Origin of the sequence: Olivibacter sp. LS-1, assembly GCF_008245145.1 — a bacterium.
In the GTDB taxonomy this organism is placed as follows: domain Bacteria; phylum Bacteroidota; class Bacteroidia; order Sphingobacteriales; family Sphingobacteriaceae; genus Olivibacter; species Olivibacter oleidegradans.
On sequence record NZ_CP041643.1, the window covers coordinates 3,679,180 to 3,697,951 of the forward strand.

The 18,772-nt window shown below is 40.5% G+C and carries 19 protein-coding genes and 1 tRNA gene; 8 read left to right on the top strand and 12 right to left on the bottom strand.

Translation table 11 applies throughout. From position 1 onward, the window contains the following. Window positions 1–4 precede the first annotated feature (4 nt). Both FKG96_RS15035 and FKG96_RS15040 read right to left on the bottom strand, forming a co-directional pair. On the bottom strand, window positions 5–232 hold the full coding sequence (locus FKG96_RS15035) for a hypothetical protein (RefSeq protein ID WP_013666704.1): 228 nt from the start codon (window positions 230–232) through the stop codon (window positions 5–7). Window positions 233–311: 79 nt separating this feature from the next. Next, a complete protein-coding gene (locus FKG96_RS15040; protein ID WP_130857727.1) occupies window positions 312–1,196 on the bottom strand; it encodes a fructosamine kinase family protein in 885 nt (294 codons plus the stop codon). A 658-nt stretch (window positions 1,197–1,854) separates the two neighbouring features. Here FKG96_RS15040 and lepA point away from each other — a divergent pair. The 3 genes from lepA (at window position 1,855) to FKG96_RS15055 (ending at window position 5,237) form a co-directional block, all read left to right on the top strand. After that, window positions 1,855–3,642: a translation elongation factor 4 gene (gene lepA, locus FKG96_RS15045; protein ID WP_013666706.1), complete on the top strand. Its 1,788-nt coding sequence runs from the start codon at window positions 1,855–1,857 to the stop codon at window positions 3,640–3,642. A 96-nt stretch (window positions 3,643–3,738) separates the two neighbouring features. Continuing rightward, a complete protein-coding gene (locus FKG96_RS15050; RefSeq protein WP_130857726.1) occupies window positions 3,739–4,623 on the top strand; it encodes a bifunctional 5,10-methylenetetrahydrofolate dehydrogenase/5,10-methenyltetrahydrofolate cyclohydrolase in 885 nt (294 codons plus the stop codon). Between the two features lie 221 nt (window positions 4,624–4,844). After that, complete coding sequence (locus FKG96_RS15055; RefSeq protein ID WP_130857725.1) at window positions 4,845–5,237, top strand: hypothetical protein; 393 nt, start codon at window positions 4,845–4,847, stop codon at window positions 5,235–5,237. Window positions 5,238–5,297: 60 nt separating this feature from the next. On the opposite strand, the gene FKG96_RS15060 is transcribed toward FKG96_RS15055, so the two are convergent. The 4 genes from FKG96_RS15060 to FKG96_RS15075 form a co-directional block, all read right to left on the bottom strand. Next, on the bottom strand, window positions 5,298–6,218 hold the full coding sequence (locus FKG96_RS15060) for a hydroxypyruvate isomerase family protein (RefSeq protein ID WP_013666709.1): 921 nt from the start codon (window positions 6,216–6,218) through the stop codon (window positions 5,298–5,300). Window positions 6,219–6,329: 111 nt separating this feature from the next. Continuing rightward, window positions 6,330–7,379 carry an FAD:protein FMN transferase gene (locus FKG96_RS15065; protein WP_130857724.1) on the bottom strand — a complete coding sequence of 350 codons (1,050 nt, stop codon included), beginning with the start codon at window positions 7,377–7,379 and terminating at the stop codon, window positions 6,330–6,332. 12 nt (window positions 7,380–7,391) lie between these two features. Next, window positions 7,392–8,714: a Gfo/Idh/MocA family protein gene (locus FKG96_RS15070; protein ID WP_013666711.1), complete on the bottom strand. Its 1,323-nt coding sequence runs from the start codon at window positions 8,712–8,714 to the stop codon at window positions 7,392–7,394. Between the two features lie 36 nt (window positions 8,715–8,750). Further along, entirely contained in the window at window positions 8,751–9,707 is a 957-nt protein-coding gene (locus tag FKG96_RS15075) for an SUMF1/EgtB/PvdO family nonheme iron enzyme (RefSeq protein ID WP_013666712.1), read from the bottom strand. Window positions 9,708–9,910: 203 nt separating this feature from the next. On the opposite strand from FKG96_RS15075, the gene FKG96_RS15080 reads away from it, so the two are divergent. Beyond that, window positions 9,911–10,264, top strand: a complete 354-nt coding sequence (locus tag FKG96_RS15080) for a DUF488 domain-containing protein (RefSeq protein WP_130857723.1) — start codon at window positions 9,911–9,913, stop codon at window positions 10,262–10,264. A 69-nt stretch (window positions 10,265–10,333) separates the two neighbouring features. Next, a tRNA-Arg gene (locus FKG96_RS15085) sits at window positions 10,334–10,407 on the top strand. A 237-nt stretch (window positions 10,408–10,644) separates the two neighbouring features. On the opposite strand, the gene FKG96_RS15090 is transcribed toward FKG96_RS15085, so the two are convergent. Both FKG96_RS15090 and FKG96_RS15095 read right to left on the bottom strand, forming a co-directional pair. Then, complete coding sequence (locus FKG96_RS15090; protein WP_165447045.1) at window positions 10,645–11,799, bottom strand: alginate lyase family protein; 1,155 nt, start codon at window positions 11,797–11,799, stop codon at window positions 10,645–10,647. Window positions 11,800–12,110: 311 nt separating this feature from the next. After that, a complete protein-coding gene (locus tag FKG96_RS15095) occupies window positions 12,111–12,326 on the bottom strand; it encodes a hypothetical protein (protein ID WP_013666768.1) in 216 nt (71 codons plus the stop codon). Window positions 12,327–12,555: 229 nt separating this feature from the next. Here FKG96_RS15095 and trpS point away from each other — a divergent pair, with 229 nt between their 5' ends. From trpS to kdsB, 3 genes are all read left to right on the top strand, one after another. Next, window positions 12,556–13,551, top strand: a complete 996-nt coding sequence (trpS, locus tag FKG96_RS15100; RefSeq protein ID WP_013666769.1) for a tryptophan--tRNA ligase — start codon at window positions 12,556–12,558, stop codon at window positions 13,549–13,551. Window positions 13,552–13,622: 71 nt separating this feature from the next. Next, a complete protein-coding gene (locus FKG96_RS15105) occupies window positions 13,623–14,237 on the top strand; it encodes a deoxynucleoside kinase (RefSeq protein ID WP_013666770.1) in 615 nt (204 codons plus the stop codon). Window positions 14,238–14,330: 93 nt separating this feature from the next. Continuing rightward, window positions 14,331–15,065: a 3-deoxy-manno-octulosonate cytidylyltransferase gene (gene kdsB / locus FKG96_RS15110; protein WP_013666771.1), complete on the top strand. Its 735-nt coding sequence runs from the start codon at window positions 14,331–14,333 to the stop codon at window positions 15,063–15,065. A 104-nt stretch (window positions 15,066–15,169) separates the two neighbouring features. On the opposite strand, the gene FKG96_RS15115 is transcribed toward kdsB, so the two are convergent. From FKG96_RS15115 to FKG96_RS15130, 4 genes are all read right to left on the bottom strand, one after another. After that, a complete protein-coding gene (locus tag FKG96_RS15115; RefSeq protein ID WP_041388404.1) occupies window positions 15,170–15,715 on the bottom strand; it encodes a cob(I)yrinic acid a,c-diamide adenosyltransferase in 546 nt (181 codons plus the stop codon). A 111-nt stretch (window positions 15,716–15,826) separates the two neighbouring features. Further along, complete coding sequence (locus FKG96_RS15120) at window positions 15,827–16,582, bottom strand: ABC transporter ATP-binding protein (RefSeq protein WP_013666773.1); 756 nt, start codon at window positions 16,580–16,582, stop codon at window positions 15,827–15,829. A gap of 50 nt (window positions 16,583–16,632) precedes the next feature. Then, on the bottom strand, window positions 16,633–17,370 hold the full coding sequence (locus FKG96_RS15125; protein WP_013666774.1) for a 1-acyl-sn-glycerol-3-phosphate acyltransferase: 738 nt from the start codon (window positions 17,368–17,370) through the stop codon (window positions 16,633–16,635). Window positions 17,371–17,391: 21 nt separating this feature from the next. Next, on the bottom strand, window positions 17,392–18,654 hold the full coding sequence (locus FKG96_RS15130) for a DEAD/DEAH box helicase (RefSeq protein WP_013666775.1): 1,263 nt from the start codon (window positions 18,652–18,654) through the stop codon (window positions 17,392–17,394). Between the last annotated feature and the right edge of the window lie 118 nt (window positions 18,655–18,772).

The following is an 18,772-nucleotide window of genomic DNA, read 5'->3' on the forward strand; positions in this document are numbered from 1 at the left end:
TTTATTAATTAAACATTCCTTTTACTTTATCGATGATACTATCCCCTCCCCCTTCACTATTTCCCAATAAGGATTGCATGTCGAAGTTGCCATTTAATAGGCCTTCAGCTTTGCCTTTTAATGCATCAGGTAAATTGTTGTTTACATAATCGAGCACAACTGAAGTTGCTTTTTGCGCTAATTCGGGGGAAAGACCTACTTTCTGAATCAGCTCGTTTACTAATTTTTCCATGCCTTTTGTTTTAATGTTGTCAATAGTTTTTTGAAAACATTTGAGGAGCTTATTTGTTTGCTCTCATTACATTATTTGGCTAGCTATATTTATCGATTATATGCGCTACCTGTTTCAGGTAACTTCCTCCGAAGACATTGGCATGGAACAATAGAATATAGAGATTCCATAAATCGATTCGTTTCTTCCAATCCTTCTCCAAGGGAAAAACTTCTTGATAAGCGTCATAGAAAACTTGATCGAATCCACCAAAAAGTTGCGTTAATGCAAGGTCCATTTCGCGATGTCCGTAATAAACTGCCGGATCGATCAGGAAAGGTACCCCTGCTTGATTGACCATATAATTTCCATTCCAAAGGTCTCCGTGTAATAAAGCGGGCGGTTCAGTGGGGAAAAGAGAAGGCAGTCGCTGGAAGAGTTGTTCGAATTTATGATGTAATATTTTGTCTATCAGCCCCTTTGACTCACTTCGTTCCAGTTGTTTTTTTAAACGCTCTTCAATGAAAAAATCTGACCAGGATATATGCGGTCGATTATATTGAGGTAATGAACCTAGGTAATTGTCGTATTCTAAACCAAAATAATCGTGGCTGTTTTTATGGACAAAAGCGAGCATGCGGCCTAGATTCGCTTGTGCGTTCTTACTATTATCGCCTTTTTCTATCCATGGCATAAGCAAAAAAGCATCCCTATTGAATTGCCCTGCTATCAGCAGCTCCGGTACTACGGCTCCGCCCACACGTTTTAGCAGCTTTAAGCCTTCCCGCTCCAATACAAATATATTCGGCAGGGTATCGGCATCATTGATTTTAATAAAAAAAGATTCCCGGTGCCCCTGGATTTGATAGCTTCGATGGATATCACCTCCGGATACCGGTAACATATGGAGGATTTGAAAGCTAGTGCCGATCAACTTACTTATGACTTCCTCTAAGTTTTTTATAAAATCAACCGATAAAAACATTTTTTGAACTTGTTGAATAAACCTATGGATAAATGTATGTAAAAAGGAGAAAATAAGGTAGGGGTTTTAAATTTTATGTGATTTTGATAGTTTTAAAAGAACCTTTTCTTTGTCACTTTTATTCGTTATTGTTTGTTTTAAAAGGTACTCATGCTACTTCGTGGTTTCCGCAAAAAGTGACGCAGAATCTCGTCGCTTGGAAATTTGCTACAAACAGTGTGCATCAAGGTGCAGACCGCAAATTTCCTAGGCGACATTTTCCAAAGCCAACGAATCATGCGTTTAACCAGACGTATCATTTCTTCAGCCCTAAATATAGTCCTGTGCGTGGGGAAAATCGGCCTTGGAGGATACCGAAGCAACGAGCAGCAAAGCATGTGCACCATCGTTCATATCGCAATATCCAAGCGGATTGAGGAAGTGAAACGGCTCCAATACGCGCCATGAATGCTTTGCAATCAGGTGCAAGGTAGCCTACAGAGCCTTGATTGTTTGGTTCTTTATCATCAAGGATAAAGAACATTATATTAAATGAAAAATTATTTAAAATAAACGTTCTTTTTTGTAAGACACGGTTTTGCCGGAGAAAAAGTAAAAGAGATGGTAAATATTCTGGTTAATAATTTATCTTTGCCGTTTAATACGCATTATTGCCTACATGAAGCACATTCGCAATTTTTGTATCATTGCACATATCGATCACGGGAAGAGCACCTTGGCAGATCGTTTATTGGAGTACACCAATACCATCACACAGAGAGAGGCGCAGGCGCAGCTCTTGGACGATATGGATTTGGAACGTGAGCGTGGAATTACGATTAAGAGCCATGCCATCCAAATGAATTATAATTATGATGGACAGGACTATGTTCTTAACCTGATTGATACACCCGGGCACGTCGATTTTTCTTACGAAGTGTCCCGTTCGATTGCCGCCTGTGAAGGAGCTTTGCTGATTGTGGACGCTTCCCAAGGGATTCAGGCACAAACGATCTCCAACCTGTATTTGGCTTTGGAACACGATTTGGAAATCATTCCCATTCTGAATAAGATGGATTTACCGGGAGCAATGCCCGAGGAGGTAAAGGATCAGATTGTGGATTTGATCGGTGGAAAACGCGAAGATATTATTCCTGCGTCGGGAAAGACAGGGATGGGTGTTTCAGACATCCTTCGGGCAATTGTTGAGCGCGTACCGGCACCCGTAGGTGATCCGGATGGCCCCCTCCAAGCCTTAATTTTTGACTCCGTCTTTAACTCCTTTCGCGGAATTATGGCTTATTTTAAGGTAGAAAATGGGGAAATTAGAAAGAATGATAAGGTCAAATTTATCGCAACAGGTAAAGAATATACGGCCGATGAAATAGGAACGCTGAAACTCAACCAGGTGCCGAAAGACGTTATTCGTACGGGAGATGTAGGATATATTATCTCCGGTATAAAAGAGGCACGTGAAGTTAAAGTGGGTGATACAATTACCCATGTAAACCGTCCGAGCAAAGAGGCAATCAAAGGATTCGAAGAGGTTAAGCCCATGGTTTTTGCCGGAATTTATCCGGTAGATACGGAAGATTTCGAAGAGTTAAGAGAGAGCATGCACCGATTGCAGCTGAATGACGCTTCTCTCGTATTTGAACCCGAATCATCAGCTGCCCTTGGTTTCGGTTTCCGATGCGGTTTCTTGGGAATGCTCCATATGGAAATTATTCAGGAACGTTTGGAACGGGAGTTTGATATGACTGTTATCACAACGGTTCCAAACGTTTCCTACATTGCTCATACGACCAAAGATGGTGAGATAAAGGTAAACAACCCCTCTGATTTGCCTGATCCCAGTAAATTAGAATTTGTAGAAGAACCTTTTATCAAAGCTAATATCATTACCAAGTCGGAGTTTGTCGGACCTGTTATGTCACTCTGTATCCAAAAAAGAGGAGTTATTATTAACCAGAGTTATTTAACTGCCGATCGTGTAGAATTGGTATTTGAAATGCCAATGGGTGAGATTGTATTTGATTTCTACGATAAACTGAAAACCATTTCGAAAGGGTATGCCTCATTTGACTACCATCAAATTGGCTATAGGCAATCGGATTTGGTTAAATTAGACATTCGATTAAACGGAGAACCGGTAGATGCGCTCTCTTCGCTTATTCACCGAAGCAATGCCTACGAGTTCGGAAAAAAGATTTGTGAGAAATTGAAAGAGCTTTTACCAAGGCAGCAATTTGAGATTGCCATCCAAGCGTCTATAGGAGCTAAGGTTATCGCGCGGGAGAATGTACGTGCCTTGCGAAAAGATGTAACGGCTAAATGTTACGGAGGGGATATTTCACGTAAGCGCAAGCTGTTGGAAAAGCAGAAAAAAGGTAAGAAAAGAATGCGCCAGGTTGGAAATGTGGAAATTCCTCAATCGGCCTTTATGGCGGTGTTGAAATTAGATTAATCTTTGGTTATTTGTTGTTCGTTATGAGTTATTAGCTGTGTAATTAACTGCATTATAACCAATAACGAATAACCGATAACTTATAACTAATAAGAAATGCAATTACTAGACGGTAAACTTGTATCTGAGAAGATTAAACAGGATATTGCTCGGGAAGCGGCAGAGTTTTTGACTTCAAACGGTCGGAAACCGCATTTGGTGGCGATTTTAGTAGGCCATGACGGTGGTAGTGAAACTTACGTAGCCAGTAAGATGAGAAATTGCCAGCAAGTTGGTTTCGAATCCACTAATATTCGCTATGAAGATGATATTACACAAGAGGAACTCATTAAGAAAATAAAAGAGCTCAACCAAGATGATGCGGTTGATGGTATTATTGTGCAACTTCCTTTACCGAAGCATATTGATCCGGAAGTGGTGACCGAAGCTATCGATCACCGTAAGGATGTGGATGGCTTCCATCCAGTTAATTTAGGAAGGATGCAGCGGAACCTTCCCTGTTTCATTCCTGCTACTCCCTACGGCATTATGCTTATGTTAGACCATTACGGCATTCAAACTGCGGGTATGCATGCGGTAGTTGTAGGAAGAAGCAATATTGTTGGGAGTCCGATGAGCATTCTATTGGCACGTAACGCACAGCCCGGCAATTGTACCGTGACATTGACACATAGCCGTACTAAGAATTTAAAAGAAGAAATTTTACGTGCTGACTTAATTGTCGCCGCTATCGGTAAAAAGAATTTTGTTACAGCAGATATGGTGAAAGAAGGTGCTATCATCATTGATGTGGGAATCAATCGGGAAATAAGCACGTTGACAAAATCCGGCTATAAACTGTTTGGAGATGTCGATTTTGAGCGGGTATCGTCTAAGGCTTCTTATATCACACCCGTACCCGGAGGTGTTGGCTTAATGACGATTATTGGATTGTTGAAAAATACACTTGCAGCAGCTAAGAAAGAGGTTTATCGTTATTAGTTGTTCGTATTAGCTATTAGTTATTAGTTATTAGTGATCGGTTGATCGTCGTTACGAAAAAAACTGTAGAAAAAATAGGACCATTTAACAACTCGACTATTTGACAACCAACCATAACAACTCGACTATTTGACAACTAATATTAGTAGTAACGGGTTCTACAAACAATCTGGCATTTTTATTGTTATGTCTGAAAATGTAAACAAAAACAATTTATTCAAATGAAAAAATTAAGTTTATTAGCTGTCTTGGCGTTGGCATTTACATTCGCGGCCTGCAATAATTCCTCCAATAGTGGTGAAGGTACTTCGGATACGATTGTTGCCGATACAACTACACTTGGCGAGCACATAGATCAGGGCATTGACAGTATGAAAGAAGCTGGAGAAGAAGCAAAAAGCGATATTAATGCTGCTGCAGATGAGGCAAAGGCGGATGCTAAGACGACCGGAGAAAATATTAAAAACGACCTGAACGCTGCGAAGGAAGATGTAGGTGACGCTGCTAAAGCTGCCGGAACGGATATTAAGAATGCAGCAAACAAAGTAGCCGACAAGACGAAGGAAGGTTATAATAATATCAAAGAAAGCTTGAAAAAAGATAGTACAAAGTAATAATCGGTATTTTACATTTATAACCAATCTATGGGGCACTGATTCAGTGCCCCATTTTATTTACATAAACGCGTCAACTTCGCGATAGGCTTCAATTAACCGTTGTTCGCCGTCCTTGCCGCTGCCGGAGACACCATGTTCCATTCCGACAACACCTTTATAACCCTTCTCGTAAAGGTATTTGAATATGTTTTTATAGTTGATTTCGCCCGTGGTTGGCTCTTTTCTGCCGGGGTTATCTCCCGTTTGTATATAAGCAATTTCGCTCCAGGTGCGTTCCATGTTCGCTATTAAATCGCCTTCATTCCGTTGCATGTGATATATATCATACAGTATTTTACAAGATGGGCTATTTACCGCACGACAAATAAGATAGGTTTGGTTGGAAGTACGCAAAAATAAGTCGGGTGTATCGCTCAAGGGTTCCAGCACCATGACGATGCCATGCGGTTCAAGTATTTCTGCGCCCTTCCGTAGCGCGTCGATAACGTGTGCTGTTTGCATATCCAGTGATAGATTTCTTGCAAAATCGCCCGGCACAACAGTAGTAAACTTGCCGCCGCATCTTTTTGATATCTCCACCGCTTCATGACAACCCTTTAAGAAGATGTCGATGTGGTCTTTTTTTCCTGCAGCCAAGGTGTTTGCACCGTTTCCGCCCTTATTTAAGACGAATACTCCCATTGCCATGCCCAACTTTGCTAATAAATTACCTATTTTTTCCTGTTCCTGCGGCGATCTACCCGACATACCATTGTCTTCAATACCCCGAAAGCCTTGATCGTACATAAACTGAATCTGATCTAAAAAATTATTGCCTGCCAGATTCTTAAACATACCATCGTGTGGTCCATAATTTAGATTGAAGGTTTTTGCGGCTTTGTTAACCGTTTGCGTGGACGCGTTGCTTGTTAGCGAACTACCGGCAACCAGTGCGCCTGTAGCCATTAATCCTTTCTGTAAAAATTCGCTTCTTTTCATCTTTTTTGTATCAAGTATCGGGTATCAGGTATCAAGCATGATGTCCTTCTCCCTTGTTTTGTTCTTAGATCTTTTTCCTATGTCTATAGTTAATCCTGTGTCTTATGTCTTCTATCTATATCCTTTATCTTCCTCTACCAAAAATTGCTTAAATCCATTGGTCATGGTGTCCCGCACATTTCCTTGCTGATCATGATAAATAATATACGCCTCAAGTGAAGGGCGTTTTGTTACAAAATTAAGAGCATCTGTTAAACTCATCGCCATTACCGCATTATCATAGCCATCAGCGGTTATTGCATCCTCTGCATAAAGCGTAACACTTATTAGTTCGTTATCCAGTGGAAAGCCCGTACGCGGATCAATAAGATGCGAAATTTTTTTGGATCCGTTTTGTTTGAACTTTCGATAGTTCCCCGAGGTGGTGATGGCGCCTTGACTTAGTGCTACGACATGTCGAATAATCGGTTCATCGTTATTTTCGGCAGGACCTTCGATGCCAATTTTCATAGCACTACCATCTTTCTTTTTGCCATGAATACGCAGTTCTCCCCCTATTTCGACAATAAATGATTTTATTCCTTTTTCTACCAGATAATTTGCCACTTTGTCGACACTATATCCTTGGGCAATGCCATTCACATCTATCTTAACACAGGGCCTTGCCTTATGGAGGAAATTTCCTTTCAATTTTAATTTAGTATAACCAATGCACTTTTTAATAGCGGCAATTTCCAAGCTATCGGGGTAATGCGTTATTGCCTCATGGCCAAAACCCCAGGCTTCTACTAGCGGGCCTACGGTAACGTCAAATAAACCCTCGGTTTCCTGAGCTATTTGTAGTGATTTTTCGATAACCTTGCGAAAATCAGCGTCAATGGATATCCCTTTTTCACTGTTGTTAAATTGGCTAATCAGCGAGTAAGGTTTGTAGATCGACATGGAGCTATCAATGCCTGCCAGTAGGCTATCAATACTTTCTTTTCGAATACTAGGTAAAGGACTGTAGTACGTGATTTGATAGCTAGTACCTTGAGCATAGCCCGTTATCCGATGTTTATCTTCTTCGAGGGAAGGTTCGGAGAAAGAGCAAAACAAGCATAGCATAAACAGGGAAAAAGAAAGCTTTTGCCAAGTATTAGTCGTGCTTGTTTTGCTCATAAGATGCCTATGTTATGCTTTTTCCCAGTGAAATAACCCCGGTTGAGCTACAGGATAAAGGCCATTTTCATCTGGTAATATTTTTGGCTTAGCATCCCAAGCTAGCGTTTCGGGCATGAGGGAATTGTTGGCGTTTAATGCATCGTCCCATTTTATTACTTGACCGGAATAAGTAGCATAACGCCCAATAATGCCGGTAAGGGTGCTTTTAGCGCCATATTCCGCATCCCAATGCTTATACTCCCCTTTACTGATCGTTTCGAACAACTCATCGTGTTCTGTTTGATAGGGATTTGCCTGGCCTTTTGTTGGGTGATTAAACAATAAGTTGCCTTGATGATCCCACAGTTTACCTGTGTTTCCCGCTGATAAATAGGCCTTTCCTTTCGTACCAAAGAAAGTTTCATCTACTCGGTTCTGCGTTCCTTCGAAATGCCGGCATTGACTGTAAATAACCGAACCATCAGCATAAGTAAGTTCAATCGAATGATTATCATAAATTTCACCGTATTCTTTTCCGGTACGCCAAGCCCGGCTTCCTGTACCCTGAATAGATACAGGATAAGAACCTTTAACCCAGTTCGCAATATCGATATTGTGAACATGCTGTTCTACTATATGATCGCCGCAGAGCCAGTTAAAATAAAACCAGTTACGCATTTGATATTCCATTTCAGTTTGTTCCGGCTTGCGCGGTCGTACCCACACCCCTCCACTATTCCAGTAAACCTGGCCGCCTACAATGTCGCCTATTTCACCGGCATGTATACGTTTAATTGCCTCTCTATAATTTTTTTGATAGCGGCGTTGTAGACCGACAACGACATTTAGTTTTTTCTTCTTTGCTTCTTCAGCAGCTGCCAGTACTTTCCTCACACCAGGTGCGTCGACGGCTACCGGTTTTTCCATAAATACGTGTTTTCCCTGTCTGATGGCTTCTTCGAAATGAGTCGGCCTAAAGCCAGGTGAAGTAGCAAGGATAACAACATCCGCCAAGGCAATGGCCTTAGCATATGCATCAAAACCGACGAATTTATGATCTTCCGGTACATTGACCTTTTCTTTGAACTTTTCTGAAAGATCTTTGAAACTGTTATCCAGTTGATCCCTAAATGCATCGGCCATAGCGACAAGTTGAATGTTGAATTTGGTTGAAAGTGCCTGAGAGGCTGCTCCTGTGCCTCGTCCTCCACATCCAACCAACGCAATCTTAATGGTATCATTTACGGAAGAATGTCCCATGAAGGGAATGCTACTTAACATCGTGCTGCCGGCAATGACTGCGGAGGTTTTTAAGAAATCCCGGCGCTGTTGATGAAGATTTAATTTATTCATTTCGGTTTATTGTTTGTTATTATATCTGTTAATTGATTATTTATCTGGTATAGGCGCTTGGTTGTAGTAAGCTTCAATTTCGGCTTTAGCAGGCTGGACAGCGGGTCGTACCAAGCGAAAACCGACAAAAGGTGCTTCCGGAAACCACCAATTGCTTTTTGGTATCTGTGGATCCAATTGTTTCCAGGCCGGATCGGAAGCAAAGCGAGCTGCCGAGCGCAATGCAGCCGCTTCGTCGTCGTAGGCGCCGCCACGTACGCTGTGGGGATATAACTTAGTTGGTTTATTTACCGGGTTTTTAGCCGGTGACGACGCATAGAACTGCTCATCATATTGATCGTAGGTCCATTCCGATACATTGCCATGCATATCATATAATCCCCATGCATTTGGCTTCTTCTCTCCTACCTTATGTGTCGTTCCATTGCTGTTGTCCGTAAACCATGCATATTCGCTCAGCTTGCTCGCGTCATCTCCAAAAGTATAGCTTCCTGTACTACCGGCCCTGCAAGCATACTCCCACTCTGCTTCAGTAGGTAGTCGATAGAATACCCCGGTTCGTTCATAGAGCCATTTACAAAATTGTATGGCATTATAGTGGGTCATGGCGATTGCCGGATGTCCCTCTTTACCCATGCCAAAAGTCATGTCTAAGTAAGGTTTTGTAGGACGGGTAACGGCATCTACATTGGCCGGAACTTTTCCATCTATGCTTTGGGTCACTTCGTAATCCTTATAAAGGAAAGGTTCGAAAAGATCCCAAGTAACCTCGTAAACACCTATCCAAAAGGCATCTAAGGATACTTCGTGAACAGGCTTTTCATCAGGATTTCCATTTTCGCTTCCCATTTTAAAATCTCCTTTCGGAATGGCCTTCATCGGAAAGCTAAGTTTGGTTCCGTTGATGGCTTGCGTATAGTCTGCTACTTCTTGGGCGGAAAGAGTGAAACTTGTGAATGTTAGAATGGATAAAATGGCAAGTTTTCTATTCATTTGTTGTTTTAATTGGCTCTGCTTAATTAGTTTTGCATTGATTAGTCCACTAAATAAGTCATATTTTGGAAGATATACAAGAGTTATATGAAATAATTGTGTATGCTGAACACTTTCGGTTACATGCAATCGGTTGTGTAGGTTAGGTTCAACACAATGCGACCGAATAACTGTTAATAAGTTGATTCGAAAATATAAAGGATATGCCCAGCTTTAAAATAAAACGCATTTATGATGAACCCGATAAATCGGATGGTTATCGGATTTTGGTTGATCGGCTATGGCCACGAGGTATTAAAAAAGAACGTGCGCAAATTGATGAATGGTTGAAAAATTTAGCACCTTCAACGGACTTGAGGAAACGTTATCATCAAGATGCGGAAAGTTGGGATGAATTTAAAAGAGATTATTATCGAGAGATCAGTGGCAATAGTGAATCAAAAGAAATCATTAACGAGTTAAAGAAGCATGAAGTGATTACCTTGCTTTATGCTGCTCATAATAAAGAACATAACAATGCAAAAGCCTTAAAGGAATATTTAGAGGCCTATTTTTGAAAAAATATTTGTCTAAAATGTGTAGGAAATAAAAGATTTTATTAGCTTTGCATCGCTTTTAGGGAGCATGCCTCGGTAGCTCAGTTGGATAGAGCAACGGTTTTCTAAACCGTGGGTCAGGGGTTCGAATCCCTTCCGGGGTACATAAGGTCTCAGTGAAAACTGAGACTTTTGTCATTTAAAAGGGATGCGAACAGAAGGGTCGGTCGGGTTCGAACACTTTCTCGGCGGGTCGAGTGCGGGCCAACAGGGACGCCGACAATCCCTTCCGGGGTACATAAGGTCTCAGTGAAAACTGAGACTTTTTTCATTTAGCAGGGATGCGGACAGAAAGATTATAGACTACACACCGCCTGAAGTTGGAGATTTTCGTCTATGTGTTATTTCCTGAAAACTAAAAGATTTGCCCGATTTTCTTTCGCTACCCCCTCACTTAATTTCCTTAATAAATGCAGCAGCGATGCATCTTTATACACGTGATAATAAGATAATAGCGCGCTGTATAGATCATAAGGATAATAGACGGAAAAATGACCGCCATCATCAACATCCAGGCTAATAGCTTTATCGGTAATTTGTTTAAACGGCCATATCGAACCAGGCTCGACAAAGCCTGCAAGGTATTTAATGGATTCTAATATATTTTTAGAATTTCCATTGTCCGTATTGTAATGCCATAAGTCAATGCCAACTTTACTACCGACCTTTGCCAAGGTTATCAACGCATGCACATTATACAAACTGTAATCGTAGGATTTAGTGCGGTTCAGTTCGTATATCTGCCGACCCATTGAATCGATCTGGGTGTCAAAAAACTTTTTGCTATCGCTAACTATTTTTGTCGCTAGTTGGTTATCGCCGGTATATAAAGCATAATAAGCCGTTTGGGCAGCATACCAAGTTCCGTGATTGTTTTTCTTCTTCCTTTCCTCTTTTCCAATTTCACTGGTTAACAGCCAATTCAAAAAGGTATTGAACCATACTTTCAGTTCCCTTCTTTCTGCTTCTTGGAACACATCAGCTCCTTGAAGCATCTCTTGAGCATCAATCACCAGTATGAACCATCTCGAATCAATAATGCCTGTGGGCGTGCCCACTTCTACACCTGGTTTACACTGACCAAAATTCAAGTTGGGATTCATTTTGGTTTTAGGATTTAAGAACCACGTCCTAATCAATTCAGCGGATTTTTGTGCATATCTTTTATCTTTTGTAAAATGATAAGCAAGTGCCAATGTATGAACTGAGACCGACATTTTGCGAAGCAATGGTTTATCAGACACTTTTTCGGTTTCGGGGTTTGTCTCTCCATCTTTGGTGATATACGATAAACTATCTTTAGCGTTCGGATTAGGCCAACTGTACGGCGACCAACTGTAATAATCATGTATATCTTTGCTGGCTGGCATGGGTGGATTATCTGTCACCGACAAGGCCTGAACTTTTAGCGTCAGATCCGCATCCGCTATAAGCCGCTTTAAAGAGGCCACCTTCGATTGTTCAAGTGCCTCGTCTGCTATTTTTTTAATATTCATAACCTCCTGGCTAAAAGCAGGGATATGGCAGAGGATGCAAAGAGTGTATATTAGTAATTTTCTAAGTAGATACATTGCGCTCTTTAAAGGTAATTCCTATTTCTTCTTCCACCATAGGGAGATGGCATACAGCAAACAGTGTTGTCAAATTTGAATAATTGACCAAGGAGCTTTACCCTTGGTCATCTTATGGATGTAGTTCACCGTATGATTTCTTGTCAGAATAAAACGAAAGAAGGTAATTATTGCTAATATATATAATCTTTTATTGCCCTCCAAAGAAGTAATAATCGGCCAAAAGGCCGATAGTGCTAATTATCGGCTTTTTGGCCGATTATATGATTGTAAAATTCCAACAAGTGCCAGTAATCAGGACAGTTTTGGTAATTGCCCTTGTAAACACTAATAGCAGTATAGCAAGCTTCTAAAAATTTTTTTGTATTAATAACCTTCGCCCACGGTTTCCATTCTACTTCAAAGGGTGGCGGATTGCTGTCAAAATATTCTTTAAGCTCTTGCGGTGTCATAAGGGATCTTCAAAAAACAGCCAAAAGTAGTAAAAATATTCACCTTCTCTCCTTTTACGAAGAAATCGAAGAAAATTAAATGGATTTTCCTGTATAACGAGTTCCCTTTAAACGGTATTAGTCCCCGTTAATTTGCAATGAAAACTTCGATTTCGACAAGTCCGATCTCAATGGATGGTTTTACTTTTATAGATAAAATATAGGAAGAATTCTTTATTTTCGCCCCTATATGGAAACAGTTGTCAGTGGAATCCGGAGCACCGGAAAATTACACTTAGGAAATTACTATGGCGCAATTAAGAACTTTATCAAAATGCAGGAAGAATACAACTGCTTTTTCTTTATTGCTGATTTACACTCATTAACAACCCATCCTACTCCCGATAACTTACATGGCAATGTGAAACAGGTTGTTGTAGAATATTTGGCAGCGGGTATCGATCCTGAGAAGGCCACCATTTATGTTCAGTCGGACGTACCGGAAGTTATTGAATTATATCTCTATTTAAATATGAACGCGTACTTGGGTGAATTGGAACGAGCTACCTCTTTCAAGGATAAAGTGCGCGCCAATCCGGATAACGTTAATGCGGGATTACTCACCTATCCTGTCTTGATGGCGGCCGACATTCTATTGCATAAAGCCACCAAGGTACCGGTTGGAAAGGATCAGGAACAGCATTTGGAAATGACGCGTACCTTTGGGAATCGTTTTAACAGAATGTACAAGCATGATTATTTTCCGGAGGCTTTTGCTTTTAGCTATAGTCATAATTTGGTGAAAATACCCGGTTTGGATGGTAAAGGAAAAATGGGTAAATCAGAAGGAGATGCTAATTGCATCTATTTATCAGATAAGCCGGAGGCGATTCGTAAGAAAGTCATGCGTGCCGTCACCGATAGCGGTCCAACGGAGGAAAATCAAGTAAAGCCCGTAGAAATACAGAATTTATTTGACTTAATGAAAGTTGTTTCATCTGCTGATACAGTTGCGCATTTTGACGACCTCTATAACAAATGCCAGATACGATACGGAGATTTTAAGAAACAGTTGGCAGAAGACATGGTAATAGCTACGGAACCCATGCGCTCACGAATTGAAGAGATAGAAGCTGATACAGCGTATATTCGAAGAGTTGTCGCTATGGGTGCGGAAAAAGCGAGGGAAAGTGCTAAAAGAACCATCAAGGATGTAAGGGAAATCATTGGATTTAAAGAGTTTTAAGAAGACAAGAGCATAAAGAGGTTGGTAGATAAAGCAACGAATAACAAATAACTTGTAACGAATAACAAAAAATGCATATAGCGATTGTAGGAAATATAGGCGCAGGCAAAACAACTTTGACCGGTTTGTTAGCTAAACACTTGGGTTGGGAGCCGCAATTTGAAGAGGTCGAAGACAACCCTTATCTAGAGGATTTTTATAGTGACATGAAACGCTGGTCTTTTAATCTTCAAATCTTTTTTCTCAATAGTCGCTTTCGCCATATTGTTGAACTGCAAAAAAGAAACGCTAACATTATTCAAGACCGTACTATTTATGAAGATGCTTATATTTTTGCCGAGAACTTGCATGACATGGGATTAATGACCACGCGCGATTTTCAAAACTATAGTAATATATTCGAGAGTATCGTTTCTTTTATTAAGGCTCCTGATTTATTGATTTACCTAAAGGCTTCAGTCCCCACCTTAGTTGATAATATACAGCTTAGGGGTCGTGACTATGAAGCAGGCATTCGCTTGGATTACCTTTCTAAGCTGAATGACAAATACCAAAAATGGATCAGTGGTTATAAGGAAGGCAAGCTGCTTATTCTGGATAAGGATAAGTTGGATTTTGCGAATAATCCGGAGGATCTTGGTTTTGTTATCCAGGAAATTGAAAAGAATCTCAATGGATTGTTCTAACAGATGCAAGATATAAAGACATAAGATGCAAGACAATGAATGTTTGTGCATCGAGTCTGGTTACTTTTATCTTACTACTTGATACTATAGAAAATGAACATTATAGGTATTATTCCCGCGCGTTATGCGTCGACACGGTTTCCAGGCAAGCCATTAATAGATATTAACGGAAAAAGTATGATCCGGCGGGTCTATGAACAGGCGCTTAAGGCTTCTTCCCTCAAACGTGTGGTGGTAGCAACGGATGACGAGCGGATCGCTCATCATGTGCAAAACTTCGGCGGTAATGTAATCTTAACGGCAAGTTCGCACCAAAGCGGAACGGATCGTTGTGCAGAAGTGATTGCTAAAGAGAATTCTTTCGATATTGCTATTAATATACAGGGAGACGAGCCTTATATAGATCCCGCCCAAATCGATTTGCTGGCGAGCTGTTTTGAAGATAAGGAGACGCAGATTGCGACACTTGTGAAGGAAATAAGAGACCATGAGGAGCTGTTTAATAATAACAGCCCTAAAGTGTTGCTAAATATGGATCGAGAAGCGATCTATTTTAGTCGCGCGACCTTACCCTTTTTAAGAGGAGTTCCGACAGAAAAATGGCTTGATCATCATAAATTCTATAAGCATATTGGTATTTATGGATACCGTTGCGAAATATTAAAGCTTTTAACGGCACTTCCGATTTCGAGTCTGGAAAAGGCGGAATCCTTGGAGCAGTTACGCTGGATAGAAAATGGTTATCGTATTAAAACAGCGGAAACGCTGGTCGAAACAGTAGCTATTGACGAACCGAAGGATCTGCATAAAGTTAAACAATTAAAATAACGAAGGAATCCAGTGTATTAAACTATAAATAACGATCTACTACCCTAACCCGTAACCTTGGCTGTAATAGGAAATCTAAATCCGAATCAGATCAATTTAAAGTGCTAACGAGGATTCCAGATTACTTCTTGCGTATTGCTGTCTTTGGCAATTTTCCTTGCTAAAACAAAAAGATAGTCGCTTAGACGATTAAGATAGATAATAATACTTCCCGATACTTCAGATGAAGCGGCTAAATGAACAACAATACGTTCTGCTCTCCGGCAAATACAGCGCGCAACGTGTACATGTGAGACGACGGTATTGCCTCCGGGAAGTATAAAGTTCTTTAATGGTTTAAGTTCATGGTCCATGCGGTCAATCGCCCTTTCCAAAAATTTAACATCATCATTCGCAATATTGTATAGTTTCATTTTTGATTTTTCAGGATCCGCAGCGAGTAAAGCTCCAATTGCAAAAAGCAAGTACTGTATTTCTAATAGTTCATCTTTCAAGTCGTTACTTATTTCATAGCTCCGAATTAGGCCAATGTAAGCGTTCAGTTCGTCTATCGTACCATAACATTCCACTCTCAAGTGATGTTTTGGTACCCTGGTACCTCCTATCAGGGAGGTCAATCCAGTATCTCCGGTTTTTGTGTATATTTTCACTTTACGTTGGTTAAGTTCATTGTTTTGATGATCATACATTGCGCGTGCCTGAAAACTCCAAGTAGACTTACTTAGAGGAGACGGGCGTATTAAAATAAGCAATGCAATCGGTTAGATTCCTTCGAAATCAGAGCCCTTTTCCTTTAGTGCTGCTAAGCGAGGAGATACGTTCTTAATTTCGGGATTTGGATAATCATCTTCTATCAGACCATCTCTCATACGGACAATACGATGGGCGTGTTGCGCGATATCTTCCTCGTGGGTTACCAAGACAATGGTATTACCTTTAGAGTGAATTTCTTCCAATAAGCCCATAATTTCAACGGAAGTCTTTGTGTCGAGATTTCCAGTCGGTTCGTCTGCGAGAATAATGGAAGGATCATTTATCAAAGCACGGGCAATCGCTACACGTTGCCTTTGTCCGCCCGACAATTCGTTAGGTTTATGATCCACACGGTTTCCCAAATTTACACTTTCTAACGCTTTCTGAGCTTTTTCAATTCTTTCTGTTTTACTTAGGCCAGCGTATATTAAAGGAAGTGCAACATTGTCCAATGAGGTAGAACGGGGCAGCAGATTGAACGTCTGAAAAACAAATCCAATTTCTTTATTGCGTACTTCTGCCAGTTCATCGTCTGTCATATCACTTACTTTTATACCATTTAAGACATATTCGCCCCTTGTGGGCGTGTCCAAGCAGCCTAAGATATTCATCAAAGTAGATTTGCCTGAGCCTGAAGGGCCCATGAGCGCAACAAATTCGCCCTTATTAATTTGAAGGGTTACGGATTTTAGTGCGTGAATGGTCTCGGCTCCAATGACATATTTTCTTCCTATTTCTTTGATATCTATGAGCGGTGATGACATAAATTGTTAATGATATATAGATGAGACTTCGAAAGCATTCTTTTGTTACACTAAATATCGGAATTTAAGTGGGCCTTAAATAAGGCGTGTGTATGATCTCTAAGTGCGTCAGTATCATCAACGCCAAAATCCTGCGTTTCTATTGGTTTCAGTACTTCTATCAAACAACGACCGGGCCGGCTACCCGTAGCTCCTTCATCCCATAGAAGTTTCCATAGATTATGAATAACTATTGGAAGTACAGCAACTTGATTTTCGATGGCCAACCTAAAAGGCCCGTTTTTAAATGGCTGTAAGACGGGGGGATAGGTGTCGTCTATTTTCCCTTCGGGAAAAATGATAATGCTTTTACCTTCTGCTAATTTTTGTTGAGCTGCTTTAAAAGCTCTGTAGGAAGATATCTTACTATTTCTATCAACCGGAATATCAATCGTCTTGAAAAACATACGAGTGATCGGGTTCTCTAGCAGTTCTGCCTTTCCCATAAATAGAATATCCTGCTTGCAGAGGATTGCTAACGCCGAAATATCCAGAATGGAAGTATGATTTGAACAAATAATATATGGGCGGCTCCAATCCATATTTTCGGATATTTTGATCCTAAAATAGAATCCGCTTAGAAACGTACTTAGCCAGGCGATTTGTTTACGAATACGGCCTATCAAGGAGAAATTTTTTTGCTGATTTTTTGCCGCTGCCCATAAAACCGGATAAAACAGCACAAAAAAAAAGACAACCCAAAAAATATAAATTCCTAAATGTATTTTTTTTAATAACCTTTTAAACATAAACCGTATAAGGCCAAGATTTTAAGATGCTTTAGAATCTTCATTATCGCCTCCGACTGCTGTACGCTTATTTCGAAATTTATCGTTTCTCTTTTTGAAATTTGATCGTTTCTTTTTCCTTTTTTTGTTCTGGATAGGAATAATCTGTGGTCCTTCTCCGATAAATTCAGGAAGCTGAACTTCTTCGATTGTCCTGTCCATCATTTTTTCAATAGACAATAACTTTCTGAAGTCTCTGTTATTAACAAAAGTAATAGCCGTTCCTGTTCGCTCTGCTCTGGCCGTTCGACCTATGCGATGAATATAGTCTTCCGGATCACCCGGCACATCGTAATTAACGACCAAATCGATTCCCTCGATATCAATTCCTCGTGAAAGCACATCGGTGCCCACCAATATATTTAATTTTCGGTTTTTAAAATCAAGTAAAATTTGTTCGCGTTCGTCTTGCTGCAAGTCTGAGTGAAAAGACCGGACCTTCAGGTCATTTTTAAATAACTCTTTTTCTAGAAGCTTTACATTTTCTTTCGTGCTACAGAAAATAATAATACTATAAAAACTATCGGTAGATAAAATATGCTTTAGAAGCGTTACTTTCTGTTCATCGAAGGTTCTGTAATATTGTTGTTTTATTTTTTCGGCAGGTTGAGAAATGGCTATATTAACTTGTTGCGGATTTTTCAGTAAGGCCTTTGCGAATAAGCGTATCTTCTGTGGCATGGTTGCTGAAAATAGCAACGTTTGTCTTTGTTCCGGCAGTTGCCTCACAATCCTTAATATGTCGTCCTTGAAACCCATGTCCAGCATACGATCCGCTTCGTCCAAAATCAAGAAGTCTATTTTTTCCAACCGAACAGTGCTCGATGACATATGAGCTATAAGTCGCCCGGGGGTAGCAATAACGATATCTACCCCTTCTTTTAATGAGCGCCGTTGCTGTTCATAACCAACACCATCTCCTCCACCGTATACGGCAATTGATGTTATTCCCGTAAAATAAGCCAGGCCTTGAATCTGCTGATCAATTTGTAAAGCCAACTCACGCGTCGGCGCTAAAATGAGCGCACTTATTGATGGCCGATCGTCATTTTTGCAAATGGCATCCATTAAAGGTAATAAATAAGACGCCGTTTTTCCGGTGCCGGTTTGTGCGCAGGCTATAAGATCATGTTTCTCCGCGATGACAGGTATTGCTTGCTGTTGGATGGGGGTGGGTATCTTGAAACCCATACTCATGAGCCCCTCTAAAAGCCTGTCATCAAAATTAAATTCACTAAAATCCAAAATGTATCGTTTTGATTATGACCGTAAAAATAGTAAATTATTTTGATAAGCTATTGGCTTTAGGTATTAGGCCATAGGTTATAAGCTATAAGCTTTAAGCTTGTGCCACCGCAACTGC

What these genes read in the sequence shown, in the direction of transcription:
- FKG96_RS15105 (WP_013666770.1), top strand. Translation starts at nt 13,623, where the DNA reads ATGCATATAGCGATTGTAGGAAATATAGGCGCAGGCAAAACAACTTTG.
- FKG96_RS15075 (WP_013666712.1), bottom strand. Translation starts at nt 9,707, where the DNA reads ATGAATAGAAAACTTGCCATTTTATCCATTCTAACATTCACAAGTTTC.
- FKG96_RS15065 (WP_130857724.1), bottom strand. Translation starts at nt 7,379, where the DNA reads ATGAGCAAAACAAGCACGACTAATACTTGGCAAAAGCTTTCTTTTTCC.
- trpS (WP_013666769.1), top strand. Translation starts at nt 12,556, where the DNA reads ATGGAAACAGTTGTCAGTGGAATCCGGAGCACCGGAAAATTACACTTA.
- FKG96_RS15070 (WP_013666711.1), bottom strand. Translation starts at nt 8,714, where the DNA reads ATGAATAAATTAAATCTTCATCAACAGCGCCGGGATTTCTTAAAAACC.
- lepA (WP_013666706.1), top strand. Translation starts at nt 1,855, where the DNA reads ATGAAGCACATTCGCAATTTTTGTATCATTGCACATATCGATCACGGG.
- FKG96_RS15120 (WP_013666773.1), bottom strand. Translation starts at nt 16,582, where the DNA reads ATGTCATCACCGCTCATAGATATCAAAGAAATAGGAAGAAAATATGTC.
- FKG96_RS15090 (WP_165447045.1), bottom strand. Translation starts at nt 11,799, where the DNA reads ATGAATATTAAAAAAATAGCAGACGAGGCACTTGAACAATCGAAGGTG.
- kdsB (WP_013666771.1), top strand. Translation starts at nt 14,331, where the DNA reads ATGAACATTATAGGTATTATTCCCGCGCGTTATGCGTCGACACGGTTT.
- FKG96_RS15080 (WP_130857723.1), top strand. Translation starts at nt 9,911, where the DNA reads ATGCCCAGCTTTAAAATAAAACGCATTTATGATGAACCCGATAAATCG.
- FKG96_RS15040 (WP_130857727.1), bottom strand. Translation starts at nt 1,196, where the DNA reads ATGTTTTTATCGGTTGATTTTATAAAAAACTTAGAGGAAGTCATAAGT.
- FKG96_RS15060 (WP_013666709.1), bottom strand. Translation starts at nt 6,218, where the DNA reads ATGAAAAGAAGCGAATTTTTACAGAAAGGATTAATGGCTACAGGCGCA.
- FKG96_RS15095 (WP_013666768.1), bottom strand. Translation starts at nt 12,326, where the DNA reads ATGACACCGCAAGAGCTTAAAGAATATTTTGACAGCAATCCGCCACCC.
- FKG96_RS15050 (WP_130857726.1), top strand. Translation starts at nt 3,739, where the DNA reads ATGCAATTACTAGACGGTAAACTTGTATCTGAGAAGATTAAACAGGAT.
- FKG96_RS15055 (WP_130857725.1), top strand. Translation starts at nt 4,845, where the DNA reads ATGAAAAAATTAAGTTTATTAGCTGTCTTGGCGTTGGCATTTACATTC.
- FKG96_RS15035 (WP_013666704.1), bottom strand. Translation starts at nt 232, where the DNA reads ATGGAAAAATTAGTAAACGAGCTGATTCAGAAAGTAGGTCTTTCCCCC.
- FKG96_RS15125 (WP_013666774.1), bottom strand. Translation starts at nt 17,370, where the DNA reads ATGTTTAAAAGGTTATTAAAAAAAATACATTTAGGAATTTATATTTTT.